Source organism: Massilia sp. TSP1-1-2 (assembly GCF_049896185.1).
GTDB lineage: Bacteria > Pseudomonadota > Gammaproteobacteria > Burkholderiales > Burkholderiaceae_D > Telluria_A.
On sequence record NZ_JAFCTU010000006.1, the window covers coordinates 76,497 to 92,150 of the forward strand.

Here is a 15,654-nt window from a genome sequence, read left to right on the forward strand (position 1 = left end):
AATTGCCTGCAGGTTGGCGCCTTGACAGCGTAATCCAAGGAAAACTCTATTTCCGCTGGTCACTCACCTCCATGAAAAAACGCATCATTTCGCCACTCGCATCCGGTCCGCTGGCGTCCGTGTAACTGCCCTGGCGCCTGCCGCCCGACCATGCGTGGCCGCTGCCGTGCACGGTCCAGTGTTCCGCCATCACGGCGCCCGAGGGGCCGCGGTGAATCGTCCGCGTAAAGCTGCGCCCGGTGGCTTGGCCCGTCTGCACCGTGCCCGGCCGCAACCGGCTCAGATCGACCGACTGTGCAATGACGCCATCGCCGTTACGTGGATGGACGGTGCTGTCCATGTCGCCATGGAACACAATCAGCGGCAAGGCGCCCGCCAGCGGCGCGGCGCCGGCCGCTTCGCCGTATTGCATTGCCTGCATGGCTTGGCCGGTGCCAACTGCGCACCCGTGCGCCAGGCCCGAGTGGCAGCCAACCGCGCAAAACAGGTCCGGATACGTTCTGCCCAGTACCACGGCCATGGCGCCGCCGGCCGACAAACCGGCGATGAAGACTTTGGCGGGGTCAATCACGTACTCGTCCATCACCTTGTTCGCAACGCCGGCGATCAGGGCAGGTTCGCCGCCGCCGCGGTGGTGGTGGGCAGCCTCGAACCAGTTCCAGCATTTGCCGCCGTTGCTGGAAGACGACTGTTCCGGATACGCCACCAGGCACTGGTACTGTTCGGCAAGCTCGTTCATGCCGGTGCCGCGCGCAAAATCGGCGCCGTCCTGGCTGCAACCGTGCAGCATTACCAGCAAGGCCGCAGGACGCCCCGTATAGCTGGCCGGCACATACAATTTATAGTCCAGCGAGCCGGCGTCCGTGACGAGGCGTTGCGCGATCAGCGAAGGCGGCAACTTGGCCGCCCTGGCGCGGCTTGGTGCGACAGCGACATCAAGCTGGCCGCAATCCCACGCAAAAGGGTTGACGGAGCACAGGCTGGCCCAGGCATCGAACATTGGATTTAACATTGATAACGCTCCAGAAGAAAGGCGACAGATGAGTCCCCAATGTTTTTTGATGAGTATGCACGGCGCTTGCTGCCTTCTACGTCGGCGTTTGTCGCGAATCGGAGTAGGAGAACGACTAAGCGCGCTGGCAGATCAGCGCTGTTAGATCAGGTATACTTCGCCCATGGAAAAGCCATTCAATACCGACCAGCATGATGTGCGGGTCAACGACCGTGAACAGCTCATTTACCTGCTGACCGAAGCGGCGGAAATCGAGCACGGCCTGATGTGCACTTACCTGTACGCCGGCTGGTCGCTCAAGCGAACCGTCGACGAAGGCGTCACGCCCGAGCAATTGGCCAGCATCGAACGCTGGCGCAAGCAAATACGCGGCGTTGCCATGGAAGAAATGGTGCACTTGGCGATGGTCAACAACATGCTCATGAGCATAGGCTCGCCGCCCCACTTCCGGCGCCAGAATTTCCCGGTGCCGCCCGGCTACCATCCGTCCAGCCTGGTGGTGCGGCTGGCGCCGTTAACGCGCGATACGCTGGCGCATTTTATTTACCTGGAGCGTCCCGAAGGCATGGAAATGGCGCAGGCGCGCGGCTTTGAATCGCCCCTGGACTATGAACGGCGCAGCCCCACCTCCACGCTCACGCCCACCGCCGAAGACTACGATACCGTCGGCCACTTGTACCGCGGCATCGAGCAAGGCTTTGAGCAATTATCGGCAAGCATGGGTGAGGCAATCCTGTTTATCGGCAACCCGGAAGCACAGCTCGGGCGCGACCTGATGGACCTGGACGGCCTGTTCGCCGTCACCGACCTGGCCAGCGCGCGCAAGGCCATCGAGGTGATCATCGAGCAAGGTGAAGGCGGCCGGGAAAGCCGGCGGCCGGACGCCGCCGAATCGCACTTCGCGCGCTTTTCGGCCATGGGCGAGCAATACGATGCCTTCCTGCGCGAGGACCCCGGCTTCGTGCCGCACCGCGCGCTGGCCAGCGACCCTGTCATGCTGGCGCCAATTGATCCTTGCGGCACCACGCATGTCGAGGCGCTAGAGGCGGCGCGCGTGCTCGACCTGGCGAACGCCGTGTATGGCCTGATGCTGCGCCTGCTGGCCAGCGGCACCGGCATGGAACGCGGCACGGCCGCGCGACGCCGGGTGGATATCGACGGCGCCGTCGGCCTGATGCATGTGATCAATTCACTGGCAGTCGCCCTGACCACGCTGCCGGCCGATGACCAAGGCACTGTGTGCGCGGGCATGAACTTTCACTTGCCCCGCTCCGCGCTGGCCTTGCCGCAACGCCATGCGGGCACCCTGTTTATGGCCGAGCGCGCCAACGAAATCGCGCTCGCACTCGATACTGCGGCCGCCGCCTGGCCGGCTGTCGACGCCAGCCTCGGCGGCCAGCTGCGCGCACTGGCCGCGCAGCTGCAGGAGCTTACCTAGTCGCGTTACAATACTTTACTTCTGGGAAACGAAATTGCCTGTATATTCCCGAGAATTATTTAAGTGAAATTGTAGAGCATGCCCCATTCGATCCTGACTGTTGCCGTGAAAGCCGAACTGGAGGTTGTCGCAGCGCGCCAGCGCGCGCGGCAGATCGCGTCGCTGGCCGGCCTGCTGCCGCGCGACCAGGCGCGCATCTCGACGGCCGTGTCTGAACTGGCCCGCAACATCATCAACGATTCCGGAGCGGGCAGTGTCGCGTTCGCCGTGGAAGACGCGCTACTGCCGCAGTTGCTGGTGGTGTCGATCAAGGAACCGGGCGCGCGCCGCCGCAGCGAGGACGACACCGCCGGCGTGCGGCGTCTGATCGACCAATACGACATCAGCACCGATGCAGAAGGCGGCACTACGATCGTGCTGCAGGTGCCGCTGCCGCAGGACGGCGCCTTGCTTACGCCGGCCGTGATTGAAGCGTTTAGCCGGCAACTAGCGCAGCTGCCCGGCCACGTGGTGTTGTCGGGAGTCCAGGACCAGAACAAGGAACTGACCAGCACCGTGGAAGCGTTGCAGGAAAAGCAGGAAGAACTGGTCTTGCTCACCGAAACGCTGGAAACGTCCAACAGCACGGTCTTGGCGCTAAATGCCAGCCTGGATGAAAAAGCGGCCACGCTGGAACTGGCCGACTTGCGCAAGGATGAATTTCTGGCCATCCTGAGCCACGAGCTGCGCGGTCCGCTGTCGGCGGTCGGCATGGCGGCCCAGATGCTGGAGACGCCGTCGGTGCCGCCCGAGCGCCAGGCCCAGCTGGCCCAATTGATTTCGCGCCAGGTCACGCACATGACGCGCATGGTGGAAGACTTGCTTGACGTGTCGCGCATCAGCCGCGGCACGGTGCTGCTGAAAAAGTCGCCGGTCGACATGCGCGAGGTGGTCCAGTACGCCATTGAACAGCATACGGCGGGGGCCGCAGCCAAGCACCACACGCTCGACGTCGCCTTGCCCGATCACGCCTGCATGGTATCGGGCGAAGCGGTGCGCCTAGTGCAAGTGACGGGCAACCTGCTGGCGAACGCGATCCGGTATACGCCCGATGGGGGCGCCATCACGGTGGCGCTGACGCGCAGCGCCGGCATGGTCGAACTGAGCATTACCGACAATGGCATCGGCATCACCAAGGAATTGATTCCGCGCCTGTTCGACCTGTACGTCCAGGCAGAACAGAGCACGCAGCGCGGCAGCAGCGGCCTGGGCCTGGGCCTGGCGCTGGTCAAAAGCTTGCTGGAAGCGCATGGCGGCTCCGTCAGCGCCGCCAGCGACGGCATGGGGCACGGCGGCACCTTCCTGGTGCGCGTCCCGCACAGCGCGGCTTAAGGGCGCGCTCCGCAGTAAGTCTCCATGTACGATTGATGCGGTGGCAATTGCGCCACCGTCCTGTTGATGCCGTCGCGTATCGCGCCCAGAAATTGCCCGAGTTCTTCGTCGCCCATCAAGTCGGCCGTTTGATGGTGCTGCTGCGGCATGATGCCCTGCCCCAGCATGACCTGGATCCAGGAGTTTTCCGCAAATAATTCGTTGGGAATGCGAAATACCCGCCCCGTTTCGCGGAACAGCTCGATGCGGTGGCGCAGCGAAGCAGGAATGTCCATGCCGGCCGCGTCGCGCCAGAACGGCGTGTCGCGCCGGTTCGTGACGTGATAGTGCAGGATGATGAAGTCGCGGATGTGCCGGATTTCACTGCTGGTCTGGAAATTGTATTCGTCCACGTCGCTCTGGCGAATGCCATCGGTCGGGAACATTTGCAGCAGGCGAATAATGCCGCGCTGGATCAGGTGAATGCTGGTCGATTCGATCGGCTCCAGAAAGCCGCTGGCAAGACCAATGCCCACGCAATTGCCGCGCCAGGTCTTGCGCCGTTGTCCCGGCGTAAAGCGGATCACGCGCGGCTCAGTCAATGCCATGCCTTCAATATTGCCCAGTAACGTTGCGCGGGCCGTGTCGTCGTCCGTGTAGCGGCGCGAAAACACGATGCCATTGCCCACGCGGTGTTGCAGCGGAATGCGCCACTGCCAGCCGGCATCATGGGCGATCGAACGCGTCAGCGGTATGGCCGGGCCCACCGATTCGGTCTGCACGGCAATGGCGCTGTCGCAAAACAGCCAGTGCGACCAGTCCTCGTATGCTTCCTTCATGGCCTCGCCCAGTAGCAGCGCCCGGAAACCCGTGCAATCGATGAACAGGTCGCCTTCGATCAGCGCGCCCGAGGCGAGCAGCAGCGAGGTGATGTCGCCGCTCAGCGCATCGGTGTTGACCTTGGCAATCTTGCCTTCAATGCGCTGCACGCCGAACGGCTCGGAAAATGTGCGAAGGTAACGCGCGTAGCGGCTCGCATCCAGGTGGTACGCGTAATTCATGCCATTGCGCGGCAAGTGCGCAAAGCGGTTCGCCTGCGACGCTTTCAGTTCCAGGCAGTAGTCGCCATAGTCGCCTGCCAGCCCCCGTTCGCGACCTTTCATCCAGAAGTGCTGGAAACCCGCAGTCCAGTGATCGGTGCCGGTCAGGCCGAAGGAATGGATATAGTCTTCCTTGCAGTTGCGCCAGTTTTCAAAACTGATGCCCAGTTTAAAGGTCGCCTGGGTGGCGGCCATGAATTCCTGTTCGTTAATTTCCAGCAAGCTGTGGAAGTTCATCAAGGTGGGAATGGTTGCTTCGCCCACGCCCACGGTGCCGATCTCGTCAGACTCGATCAGCTTGATATCGAGCAGCTTGCCCAGCACCTTGGACAGGCCGGCCGCGACCATCCAGCCCGCAGTGCCCCCGCCGGCGATGACGACGCGCCGCACGGGACGGTGTTGTGGCCTGGATTGCTCTTGCATTGCAGTCTCCTTCAACGATTCATTTTCTTGATCAACTGCGCGCGCAACATCCGGGCAGTGTCTTCGTTCAGTGGCGCCAGCACGCGCTGCGCGTCTTTGCCGATATGGGCGGAGGTGGCCGCGTCGGCTTCAAATACGTAATGGCGAAAAATTTCCTGCCACGCTGCGCGCTGTTCGCGCGGCAAGTCGCGCATGCTCATCAAGGCCATCATCAGCGTATTGGTGGGCGTATCCATGTAGTCGGGCGACTGGCGCCACCAATAGTTGACCAGCACGTTGAAGTTGTCTTGCGCCTCGACGTGGTGCCACCACATGCTCGGAATAAAAATAGCGTCGCCGGGACCGAGTTCGGCGACCTGCGCGTGCTCGATGGCGTCGGCGAACTTCGGGAAACGATGCAGGTCCGGCTTTTTGAAGTCGACCAGGCTGATGGCTTGTCCGGCGGGCGTAAAGTCGAGCGGGCCGATGTACAGATTAGTTAACTGGTCTGGCGGGAACAGCGTAAAGCGCCGGTGGCCGGCGACGATGCAAGCCAGGTTGTCGGGCAAGTCGTAGTGGGCGGCAATGCGCGTCTGGTTGCCGATCCAGATGCTGGCGAGCGCATCGCGCTGGCCCAGCGTGACGTCGTTTTCATCGCGAAACCCTGGCAGGCAGGTGTCGATAGTGGTCGAGCCGACATAGACCGAGGGCGGCTTGTCGTCGTTGCGGTGGGCGGTTATTTCATCGAGGATGGCGTCGAGCCGGGCCCGGATCGGGGCGAAATTAAAGCCGCTCAAGTCCTCGTTGTAGAAAAAGCGGCCATCGATATCCGGTGCACCCAGGAACGCGACCACGGTGGCGTCGCGGTAGAAGCGGCGCACATATTGCTCGGCGCCGTGCTCCGACGCCAGGCCGGCCCGCACCGCCGGCCAGGCGGCGACCAGGCCGCGCAGCACGACCGGTTCCGTCGACTGCAGCAATTGTTCGCTGAGCGAATGCGCATCGACGCCATGCAGCTCACGCATGGCGGTTCTTGCGCGCGATGAGCGCGCGGAAATTCGACATCGATGCGAGCACCATGTAAATGGCTTGCAGGTAGCCGGCCTGGTGCAAGCGCGCGACGGCGTCGCCGGGAAGTGCGCCCAGCTTGTCTTCATTGATCGTGTAGAAGCCGGCCAGCCGGTTTTGCGATCCATCGTCAAGTTCGATGTCGACAACGAATGATTCGAGCAAGGCATGCTCGAGCAAGGCGGTGATAAAGGGCGCCGTTGCCTGCACGCCCTGGTAAATGCCCAGCAAGATGGAATTGATTTGTTCCAGGAACTCCGTATTGCCGCCATGGGCCAGGAAAATTGCTTCGCCATCGGCCGCGCTCACGCGCGGGCTGGCCAGGTCAATGTGCACCATCGGTTCGCCGTTGGTGATGCCGATCAGGAAGGGTTGACGCTCAATTGCTAGCGGCACATAGCTTGCGTCCCAGCCGTTCGGACCGAGGAACAGGTTTTCCCGTTCCTGAAAACCAAACAGCACTACCGGCTCGAAACCCGTGCCGTCGGGCGTCTTGCGAAAGACGATCGGATAATGCGCCTGCAAGTCGCGAAATTCCGCCGGGAAGGTGATGGCGAGCATGACATCGTCCCCATGGGCGGCGCCGCGGCGGGTGACGATGCGCACATCCTTGTGCTCGATATTGTTTAGCAAAACATGGTGTGGCATGGTGGTGTCCCGGCGTTTAGTTAGTCAAATGGTCTGCAGACCGTGGCGTTGTATATGGTCGATCAGCGCCCGGTTGCCCGGCAACGCGCCCAGCATGCTCGCGGTCAGCGCGGCGGCTTGACGAAAATAGCCGTCCGCCTGTTCCGGGTTGTGGCGGCTGGCGGCGTGTTCCGTGTGAAAGAGCATGCCGTACAACACGTATTGGTAACTGGCCGACGGAAACACTTCATCGATGCGGCCAAAGTCGTTGCGCGACGGCGGCCGGTGGCGCCACAGCGCGAGCAGTTCGGCCAGGCGCTCGGGCGCGACCCGGTTGTCGATCCAGTAGTCGGCGTCACGGCGTTCGCTCAGCACGTAGTGCAGCTTGAGGAAATCGATCACCCGTTCCCAGCGATACGTAAAGGCTTCATTGAAGCGGCGCGCGACAATGTCCATCACGGCGCGCGTGGCCGGCATGTCGTCGCTGAGCATGGCGGCCGACAACTCCACCAGCGCCAGCGCGGACGCTTCGAGCGGCTCGATAAAGCCGGCCGACAAGCCGATCGCCACACAGTTGCGGTGCCAGAACTGGCGCCGGTAGCCGGGCTGAAAGCTGAGCTTGCGCACTGCCGCGTCCTGGTCTGGGCCGATGTAGCGGTGCAAGACTTGCTGGGCCGCTTGATCGCTGGTATGGGCGCTGGAATACACGTAGCCAATCCCGCGCCGCGTGGGCAGGCCGATGTCCCAAATCCAGCCGGCGCTTTGGGCGGTGGAGGTGGTGTGCGAACTGATCGGACTGTCCGGGCGCGGATAGGGAAGCTGGATCGCCAGTGCTGTGTCGTTGAACAGCACGTGTTTTTGCGACAGGAACGCGACGCCGAAATGCTGGCCTAACAAGAGCGACTGCATGCCGCTGCAATCGACGAACAGGTCGCCGGCAAGTCGGCCGTGGGCGCGCGTCTGCAGGGCGGCAATGTCGCCGTTCTCATGCGAATCGATGCCCGTGACATGGTCGGCGATATAGGTTACGCCCAGCTTGTCGGTGCAGTGCTTGCGCAGGAACACGCCGAACTTGCCGGCGTCCAGATGGTAGCCATAGTTGGCCACGGCGGCGTATTCCGGCGTGCTGGCTTGCTTGGGCGCCTTGCCGTGCGCGCACAGGTGCGGCTGGAAGCTGACCAGGTCGGCAAAGGGTACGTGCGCGTGGCACGCTTGCCAGCGGGCAGCCAGGTTGGTCTCTCCGTAGCCTTGCGGCAGCACGAAGGGATGAAAATAGTAATCGCTTTCTTGCCCGGTACGCCAGCCGCAAAATTTGGAACCTTGCTTAAAGGAGGCGTCGCACTCGCGGAAGAAATCGCTTTCGGATACACCGATCTTGCGCAGCGTATCGCGCATGGTGGGCCAGGTGCCCTCGCCCACCCCGATCGGGGCCACATCGGGCGATTCGATGACCGTCACTTTCAAGTGCCGATGGTCGGCGGCGATCACGCCGGCGCTCAGCCAGCCGGCCGAGCCGCCGCCCACAATGACGATGTGTTCAATGGTGCTGCTTGCCATGCGATGTTCCATGTCGTTACTTAATGTTCGCAGGAAAGTCTAACCGAAAAGGCCGCTGACGGGCAGCGGCCTTGTTTCAGAAGAGCACATTTCGTCCAGGAACAGAAGAAATGTGCTGCCGATCAGAACTTGTAGCGTCCGCCCAGCATGTAGCGTGGCCCGCCCTGGGTCACGAACAAGGCTTGCCGTTCGTTACGGCCATGCACGCGCACAGTGGCGTTGGTGGCATTGATCACCTCGAACTGCAGGCTGGTCTTCTCATCGATCGCATAACCGACCGACACGTCGAGCTGGCCGAACGATTCGACGTAGTTCGGATTGAAGCCGGAACCGTCACGGGTCGCCGACAAGAAATTGCCGCGCCAGTTGTAGGCAGTGCGCACTGTCCACTTGGCATCCTCGTAGATCCCCACCAGGTTGCCCGAGTTGCTCAAACCGGGCAGCGCGAACTGGTCGCCTTTGCTCGCATTGTTGTACTCCAGCCCCGAGCGCACAAAAGTATAGTTCGCTTGCAGGCCAAAGCCGGTGTTGCCAAACATGTGCTGCAGGTTGACTTCCACGCCGTGCACATTGGTCGCATCCTTGTTCGCCGTGGTGGTGATGACGAAGTTGGCGATTGGATCGTTAGGCTGGCCGAGGATGGTGCCCGTTGCGTTGCCGCTCGGATCGTTTGCACCACGCGTCACCCCCGGTGCCGTCGGATGGTTGCGGAAGATAAAGTTACGGATGCATACCGTATCCGAGCCGCACCCGGACGCCACCGCTTCGGTCCACAGCGGTCCGCCCACGGGCGTATGCAAGTTGAACGGCGTGGCGGTCAGTTCCGACTGGCCAGGGAAGTTTTCAACGTTCTTGCGGAACAAGCCAAGCGACAGATAGCTCTGCTTGCCGTAATACCACTCGTACGACAAGTCCAGGTTTTTCGACTTGACTGGCAGCAGCGCCGGGTTACCCTGCGAGCCGGTGCCGCCGTTGATGCGCGCGCCCGCGTTGAGCACTTGTCCGCCGGCGATCTGGTCGTAACGCGGACGGCCGATCGTGACGCCGTAGCTGGCGCGCAGTTTCATGTCCTTCCTGACGTCGACATCGAAGTCGAAGCTTGGCAGCACGTGCTTGTAAGAACCGGTCAGCGTGGTAAAGGTCGGCGCGCCGAAGCCGACCGAAAATTCATTGGCCGAGACCATCGTGATCCCGGTGGCGCTTGGCACCAGCGCGGTCGAGACAACGTCCGTCTTTTCGTAGCGCAGGCCGATAGCCGTGTGCATCGGCAAGCGCGTATCCCAGTCGGTATTGAGCTGCAGATACGCGCTCTTCGATTTTTCGGCGGTGCGCTGGTCGGTGTCGTAGGTGGACTTGGGCAGGTACAGCTCCGGTTTGCCGGAGGCGGCAGCGGCGAGCGCGCGCACTTCTTCAAAGTTAAAGGTATTGAACTGGTTGAACAGGGCCGGATTATCGCTGCCGTCGAGCTTGTTGAAGTACTGGCGAATCGTGTCCGCGTGGAACACGCTGCTCGGATAATCGGCCGGGCTGGTGGCGCCGCCCCAGGTGTCGCGCTGCTGGTTCGAAAAGGCCGAGCGGTTCTCGACCTTGGTCGCGGCCAGGCCGAACTTGAGGTTGGACGATTCCAGCATCTTCAAGCGCCCGCTGACCTGCTCCTGCTCGACTTCGCCTTTCATGTAACCGTTTTGAAATGTCGAGCCGGTCACTTGCTGCGGTGCGCGCAGATAGTCGGCGCCCTTGATGCTCAGCACCGGGAAATCCTTGGTGAAGTCGGCGGTGGTGTCGCCGCGGCTGAAGCTGGCGGTGCCGAGCGTGTTGTTCGAACCATACGGGCTGTCCGGCGTCGATTCGGCGGTCGACTTGTGGGCATCGAATTCGAGCTTCAAGTCGTTGCTCACGCGCCAGGCGGCGTTAAAGCCGATGGCCTTGTTTTGGGTCTTGGTCGCGAAATTGGCGGCACCCATGGCGATGTCGCTGTTTGCCGTCGGAATCAGTTCGGTGTAGACCAGGGGAGCGGCAACCGGGCCGTTCGTCCAGGAACTGGTCGACGGGCCGAAATTGAACCAGGCCGACAGATCGCTGCGCTTGGTCTGGATCTTGTTTTCGGAATAGGTGTAGTCGAGCGTTGTCACGAGCGACTTAATCGGTGCAAATTGCAGCGTCAACTGGCCGTTGGTGCGCTGGCGCTTCACGCCGCTCATGCTGTAATTCAAGTTTTGCGGGACGCTGTAGATGTCGGTCGGCTTCGGACGGTTGGTAACGCCCGTTACCCCTGGGCCTGGCTGGGGAATCGTGCCCCAGTTGTTCTCGTCGCCGCGGAACGGACCGCGCCAGCCGTTCGACACGGCCGCCGTGTTGTAGCCGAGATTGCGTTCCTGGTAGCTGGCGCTGAGCGCCACGCCGAACTTGCCGTCCGCATAGGTATTGCTAAAGATCCCGGAAAACTCCGGCGTCGTCGATGTGCCGGCCTTGACGTCGGCCGGCAGGTTGTTGTTGGACGTGTCGTGCACCAGCTTGAAGCCCACGCTCGAATGCAAGCCTGGCGCATCGAAGGGACGCGCTGTCATGACGTTCAGGGTGGCGCCGATGCCGCCGGCCGGTGTTTCCGCACGGCTGGTCTTGTAGACCTGGATTTGCGAGATGGCTTCGGACGCCAGGTTGGCGAAATCGAAGGCGCGCCCGTTCAGGTCGCCCAAATTGGAGGTGGCCATCTGGCGGCCATTGAGCAGCACCATGTTGAAATCGGGACCGACGCCGCGCACGGTGACCTTGGAGCCTTCGCCGATGGTGCGGTCGATCGAGACGCCGGTGATGCGCTGCAGCGATTCGGCCAGGTTGGTGTCCGGGAACTTGCCGATATCGGCGGCGATGATGCCGTCGACGATGCCGTCTGAACTGCGCTTGAGATTCATCGATGAACCCAGGCTGTTACGCAGGCCGACAATAGTTACGGACTGCAGTACTGGTGCGGTGGCGGTGGTGTTGGTCGATGCGGCTACGGTTGCTTCCTGGGCATAGCCTGGCAGCGTCAGCGTTGCGCAGGCGCTGGCCACAGCCAAACATAACAATTTCTGTTTTGGGTAATACATTCGGTCTCCTCTGATTTTAAGAACATGGCCTGTAGCCACATTTCCCTTGTCCCGCACGCGCTCCGCTTGCCCGGACCGCGCTTGCCGCCACTACTGCTGCCCGCCTGCCCTTCCCGCCGCCGGTCTGCGACCGATCTGGAAAATGCCTGCCTTGGAAACGATTCCACACTCAAGCGTGCGCCATATCGTCCGCACACTCTCCCGGACGACATCACCTGCCAACAAGCGCGGCGTACTGCACGTAAACGACACAGTGGGCAACCGGCCCCGCCTTGCCGAACGCGTTCGTGGCGCTTGTCTTGCCTCATCCCTGATGATTTAGAGCCGAGTGGAAGCGTTTCCATGCCACGTCTAAATATTGCGGGCTAACAAACAATTTGTCAATAAAATATTGATCTGCAACCGCCTTTTACAACGGTGTTGCATCGATACACCACAAAGGGGCAGTAGCGCCGCTTGCTGATGGGAGCGGCCGACGCGGGGGCTGGGAGCTGCACACAGGCAGTTTTCCGCGCTCAATTTGGTAAGGTTTCCACGTTGAGCGGCTTTACGTTGAACTTGTTCGGTGTCACCATAGCCGTCCTTGCATTAAAGCATTACGAAGAAAGCCGTCGATGTCGTATCCGTACCTGAGTGATGTAGTGCGCGCCCTGACCGGGCTTGACCTGCCCTTGCCTATTCCCTTGTTCGGCATGCTGGTGGTGTGCGCCATGTTCGCCGCTGCCGCCTGCCTGTCCGCGCAGTTGCGGCGCATGCACGCCGCAGGTCAGATCGGCAACGCCAGGCGCAAGCTTGTTGCCGCCGACGGCAGCGTGACGTGGATCGAGATCGCGCCGCAAGAGATCGTCTCCGACCTGACCACCATCGTCATGCTGACGGGCGTGGTGGGCGCGCGGCTGTTTCATATCGTCGAGCATCTGGATGCATTCGCGGCTGCGCCGTGGGACATGATCTTCAGCCGCTCCGGTTTCAGCGTGTTCGGCGGCTTGATCCTGGGCACGATCGCGGGATTGCTCTTCATCCGGCGCTGGCACATGAGCGCCGCCGCGATGCTCGACGCCGTCGCGCCGGCCATGATGCTGGGCTACGCCATCGGGCGGATCGGTTGCCAGATCTCCGGCGACGGCGACTGGGGAACGGCGGCCAACATGGCTTTGAAGCCGGACTGGCTGCCGACCTGGTTCTGGGCGCAGACCTATCAAAACAATATTTTTGGCGAAGTTATTGCAGCGCCGGGCGTGTATCCAACGTCCATTTACGAAACGGTGATGGCGCTCGCCTGCTTTGGCGTGCTGTGGGCGCTGCGCAAGCATCCCTTCAAAACCGGGTGGCTGTTTGCCGTGTACCTGTTGCTGGCAGGCGTGGAGCGCTTCGCGATCGAACAGTTGCGCGTCAACCCAAAATTCGATGTGCTCGGTTTCCAGTTGACGCAAGCGGAAGTGATCGCCATTGTGCTGATCGTGCTGGGGCTCAATTTCATCGGCGTGCTGGGCCGGCGCGACCGCACTGGTGCGCCGCAGACTAAGGCGTCGTTGGACGCTTGACCGCGCGCTTGGCAACTGTTGCCTGGTTCAGCTCGACGGCGGCGCGGATCAAGGCTTGCAATGCGGCCTCGTCGATGGTTTCGCCTTCATGCATGTCGATCGCGCGCCGCGTGTTTCCCTCCAGGCTGGCGTTGAACAAGCCGGCAGTGTCGTCCAGCGACGCGCCTTTGGCAAACGTCATTTTGACCGTGCTCTTGTACGTTTCGCCGGTGCAGATGATGCCATCGTGCGACCAGACCGGAACGCCGCGCCATTTGACTTCCTCGAGCACGCCGGGGTCGGCCTGCCGAATCAGGGCGCGGATGCGCGCCAGCGTGGCGCCCCGCCAGTCGCCCAGTGCGGCAATTTTCTCGTCAATCAGCGTGGCAGCATCGTGCGCAACATGATTGTCCGGGCTAGTCTTGTTCACGTTCACGGTGGCCCCCGTCGGTTGAATGTTTACCGCAACTGGCGCAGGATTTGTGCCATCGAATACGGTTTGGTAATGATAGGAAATTGCGGCGCTTCACCGTCCAGTTCTTTCAGCGCCGCCGTTGCGTAGCCCGATGCCAGGATAATTTTCATGTCGGGATACAGGCGCCGCGCCTGGGCGCCCAGTTCGATACCGCTCATGCCGGGCATGACCACGTCTGAAAACAGTACGTCAATCCCGCTCGTGCGTTGCAAGATGGCCAAGGCTTCCGCCCCGTTATTGGCAGAAAGCACGTCATAGCCAAGCGTGCGGAATAACTCGACCGCCATGTCCAGCACGTCAATCTGATCATCGACCACGAGCGCCTTTTCGCGCCCGGTGTCGCCGGACGACTCTTCGGCATCGGCGGCAAGTGCGGGAAAATAAAGCGCCACGGAAGTGCCCGCACCGGGCGTTGACGTAATGGCAAGATCACCTCCGGACTGGTGCATGAGACCATACACGTGGCTAAGACCAAGGCCCGTTCCCTTGCCGATAGGCTTGGTCGTAAAGAAGGGTTCGACGGCGTGCGAGATAACGTCCGCGCTCATGCCCTCGCCCGTATCGTCAACCCGGATGGTGACATAGGATCCGGCCGGAAGATTGCCTACCTGTAGTTCGCGCAGTGCCGTCACGCGGGTCGAGACCGTGATCCGGCCGCCGTCGGGCGTTGCGTCGCGCGCATTGACGATCAAATTGAGAATTGCCGCCTCCACTTGCGGGGCGTCGACCAGCACCAGCGGCAGGTCGGCGCCCAACTGCAAGTCGAAGCCAACCGAGCCGCGCACCGCGCGCCGCAGCACCGCCTCGAATGAGGCGATGACTTCGTTGAGATCGTAGTTGTCCTGCTTGAGGGGCTGCTGGCGCGCGAAGGTCAGCAGTTGCTGGGTCAGCGTGGCACCGCGCGAGGCGGCCCGGTCCATGGCCTCGAGCACGCGCCAGTCGGCCGGATCGGTCAGGCGCGTCTTGAGCACGGTCAGCCCGTTGGAAATAACGCTGAGCAAATTGTTGAAGTCGTGCACTACGCCGCCGGTCAGTTTGCCGATCGCTTCCAGTTTCTGCGACTGGAACAAGGCTTCCGACGCCTTTTCAATCGTGATCGCCGCGTCGCGCCGCTCGGTGATGTCGCGCGTCACCTTGGCAAAGCCGATCAGCTCGCCGAGCTCGTTATGGATCGGATCGATGACGACGTGCGCCCAAAACCGTTCGCCGCTCTTGCGCATGCGCCAGCCTTCACTTTCGAAGCGGCCATCCTTGACGGCCGTCGCCAGGGCGATCATCGGCAAACCATGCGCCCGGTCTTCCGGGGTATAGAACCTTGAAAAATGACTGCCGATCACTTCATTGTCGTCAAAACCCTTGATGCGGCGCGCACCGGCGTTCCAGTTGGTGATCTCGTCCTTGGGCGAAAGCATGTAGATGGCGTAGTCGGTGACGCCTTGCACCAACAGACGGAAACGTTCCTCGCTCGCATGCAGGGCTTCCGAGGCACGCTTGCGCTCGGTAATATCGCGCGTCACTTTCGCAAAGCCGATCAGCTCGCCGTCTTGCGCGCGTACCGGATCGATCACCACGCTGGCCCAGAAACGGGTGCCATCCTTACGCACGCGCCATCCTTCATCTTCGAAGCGCCCTTCGTTTCTGGCAGTTGCCAGCGCACGGGCGGGCAGATTGGTTGCCAGGTCGTCCGGCGTGTAGAAACGGGAAAAATGCTGCCCGATGATTTCTTCTGGGGTGTAGCCTTTGAACCGCTGGGCGCCAGCGTTCCAGGTGTTGATCACCCCTTCCGGGGACAGCATGTAGATGGCGTAATCCGTGACGCTGGCAACCAGTTGCTGGAAGCGGTCGGAGGTGGCGGGCGGCGGCGTGGAAGCGGGTGATTTAATCATGTCGCTGGCGAGCTTTAGCGCCCCGGCAATTGGGCCGCATCTATGGGAAGAACAACTATATCCCAGTTCGAAAAGTGGGCGCGTTATTCGTTGCGCATCGCCGTTTTTTCACAGGCGCCTGGGGCGA

11 protein-coding genes are annotated in these 15,654 nt (G+C 61.7%); 3 read left to right on the top strand and 8 right to left on the bottom strand.

The annotated features are described in order from the left end of the window. Positions 1-46: 46 nt before the first annotated feature. Complete coding sequence (locus tag ACP7BV_RS07165) at positions 47-1,012, bottom strand: extracellular catalytic domain type 1 short-chain-length polyhydroxyalkanoate depolymerase (RefSeq protein WP_426102978.1); 966 nt, start codon at positions 1,010-1,012, stop codon at positions 47-49. A gap of 163 nt (positions 1,013-1,175) precedes the next feature. Between ACP7BV_RS07165 and ACP7BV_RS07170 the strand changes: the two genes are divergently transcribed. Together ACP7BV_RS07170 and ACP7BV_RS07175 are read left to right on the top strand one after the other, a co-directional pair. Beyond that, positions 1,176-2,450, top strand: a complete 1,275-nt coding sequence (locus tag ACP7BV_RS07170; protein WP_426102980.1) for a ferritin-like domain-containing protein — start codon at positions 1,176-1,178, stop codon at positions 2,448-2,450. A gap of 78 nt (positions 2,451-2,528) precedes the next feature. Further along, the gene (locus ACP7BV_RS07175; RefSeq protein WP_426102982.1) at positions 2,529-3,821 is read left to right on the top strand and encodes an ATP-binding protein; all 1,293 of its coding nucleotides are present in this window, start codon (positions 2,529-2,531) and stop codon (positions 3,819-3,821) included. Here ACP7BV_RS07175 and ACP7BV_RS07180 read toward each other — a convergent pair. From ACP7BV_RS07180 to ACP7BV_RS07200, 5 genes are all read right to left on the bottom strand, one after another. Then, the gene (locus tag ACP7BV_RS07180) at positions 3,818-5,323 is read right to left on the bottom strand and encodes a tryptophan halogenase family protein (RefSeq protein WP_426102984.1); all 1,506 of its coding nucleotides are present in this window, start codon (positions 5,321-5,323) and stop codon (positions 3,818-3,820) included. The genes ACP7BV_RS07175 and ACP7BV_RS07180 overlap by 4 nt on opposite strands. An 11-nt stretch (positions 5,324-5,334) precedes the next feature. Further along, complete coding sequence (locus tag ACP7BV_RS07185; RefSeq protein WP_426102986.1) at positions 5,335-6,327, bottom strand: cupin-like domain-containing protein; 993 nt, start codon at positions 6,325-6,327, stop codon at positions 5,335-5,337. Next, entirely contained in the window at positions 6,320-7,018 is a 699-nt protein-coding gene (locus tag ACP7BV_RS07190) for a SapC family protein (protein ID WP_426102988.1), read from the bottom strand. The genes ACP7BV_RS07185 and ACP7BV_RS07190 overlap by 8 nt, the downstream gene beginning before the upstream one ends. 24 nt (positions 7,019-7,042) lie before the next feature. Continuing rightward, the gene (locus tag ACP7BV_RS07195) at positions 7,043-8,554 is read right to left on the bottom strand and encodes a tryptophan halogenase family protein (RefSeq protein ID WP_426102990.1); all 1,512 of its coding nucleotides are present in this window, start codon (positions 8,552-8,554) and stop codon (positions 7,043-7,045) included. A gap of 122 nt (positions 8,555-8,676) precedes the next feature. Further along, positions 8,677-11,643, bottom strand: a complete 2,967-nt coding sequence (locus tag ACP7BV_RS07200) for a TonB-dependent receptor (protein WP_426102992.1) — start codon at positions 11,641-11,643, stop codon at positions 8,677-8,679. A gap of 614 nt (positions 11,644-12,257) precedes the next feature. Here ACP7BV_RS07200 and ACP7BV_RS07205 point away from each other — a divergent pair. Further along, positions 12,258-13,187, top strand: coding sequence for a prolipoprotein diacylglyceryl transferase (locus ACP7BV_RS07205; protein WP_426102994.1), 930 nt, complete (start codon positions 12,258-12,260; stop codon positions 13,185-13,187). Here ACP7BV_RS07205 and ACP7BV_RS07210 read toward each other — a convergent pair. Beyond that, positions 13,165-13,596, bottom strand: a complete 432-nt coding sequence (locus tag ACP7BV_RS07210) for a DUF1801 domain-containing protein (protein WP_426102996.1) — start codon at positions 13,594-13,596, stop codon at positions 13,165-13,167. The two genes, ACP7BV_RS07205 and ACP7BV_RS07210, sit on opposite strands and share 23 nt — an antisense overlap. A gap of 29 nt (positions 13,597-13,625) precedes the next feature. After that, positions 13,626-15,527, bottom strand: a complete 1,902-nt coding sequence (locus ACP7BV_RS07215; protein WP_426102998.1) for a PAS domain S-box protein — start codon at positions 15,525-15,527, stop codon at positions 13,626-13,628. Positions 15,528-15,654: the final 127 nt, after the last annotated feature.

Bases quoted from the DNA above. Each gene is read 5' to 3' on its own strand.
- ACP7BV_RS07165 (WP_426102978.1), bottom strand. From the start codon at position 1,012: ATGTTAAATCCAATGTTCGATGCCTGGGCCAGCCTGTGCTCCGTCAAC.
- ACP7BV_RS07170 (WP_426102980.1), top strand. From the start codon at position 1,176: ATGGAAAAGCCATTCAATACCGACCAGCATGATGTGCGGGTCAACGAC.
- ACP7BV_RS07175 (WP_426102982.1), top strand. From the start codon at position 2,529: ATGCCCCATTCGATCCTGACTGTTGCCGTGAAAGCCGAACTGGAGGTT.
- ACP7BV_RS07180 (WP_426102984.1), bottom strand. From the start codon at position 5,323: ATGCAAGAGCAATCCAGGCCACAACACCGTCCCGTGCGGCGCGTCGTC.
- ACP7BV_RS07185 (WP_426102986.1), bottom strand. From the start codon at position 6,327: ATGCGTGAGCTGCATGGCGTCGATGCGCATTCGCTCAGCGAACAATTG.
- ACP7BV_RS07190 (WP_426102988.1), bottom strand. From the start codon at position 7,018: ATGCCACACCATGTTTTGCTAAACAATATCGAGCACAAGGATGTGCGC.
- ACP7BV_RS07195 (WP_426102990.1), bottom strand. From the start codon at position 8,554: ATGGCAAGCAGCACCATTGAACACATCGTCATTGTGGGCGGCGGCTCG.
- ACP7BV_RS07200 (WP_426102992.1), bottom strand. From the start codon at position 11,643: ATGTATTACCCAAAACAGAAATTGTTATGTTTGGCTGTGGCCAGCGCC.
- ACP7BV_RS07205 (WP_426102994.1), top strand. From the start codon at position 12,258: ATGTCGTATCCGTACCTGAGTGATGTAGTGCGCGCCCTGACCGGGCTT.
- ACP7BV_RS07215 (WP_426102998.1), bottom strand. From the start codon at position 15,527: ATGATTAAATCACCCGCTTCCACGCCGCCGCCCGCCACCTCCGACCGC.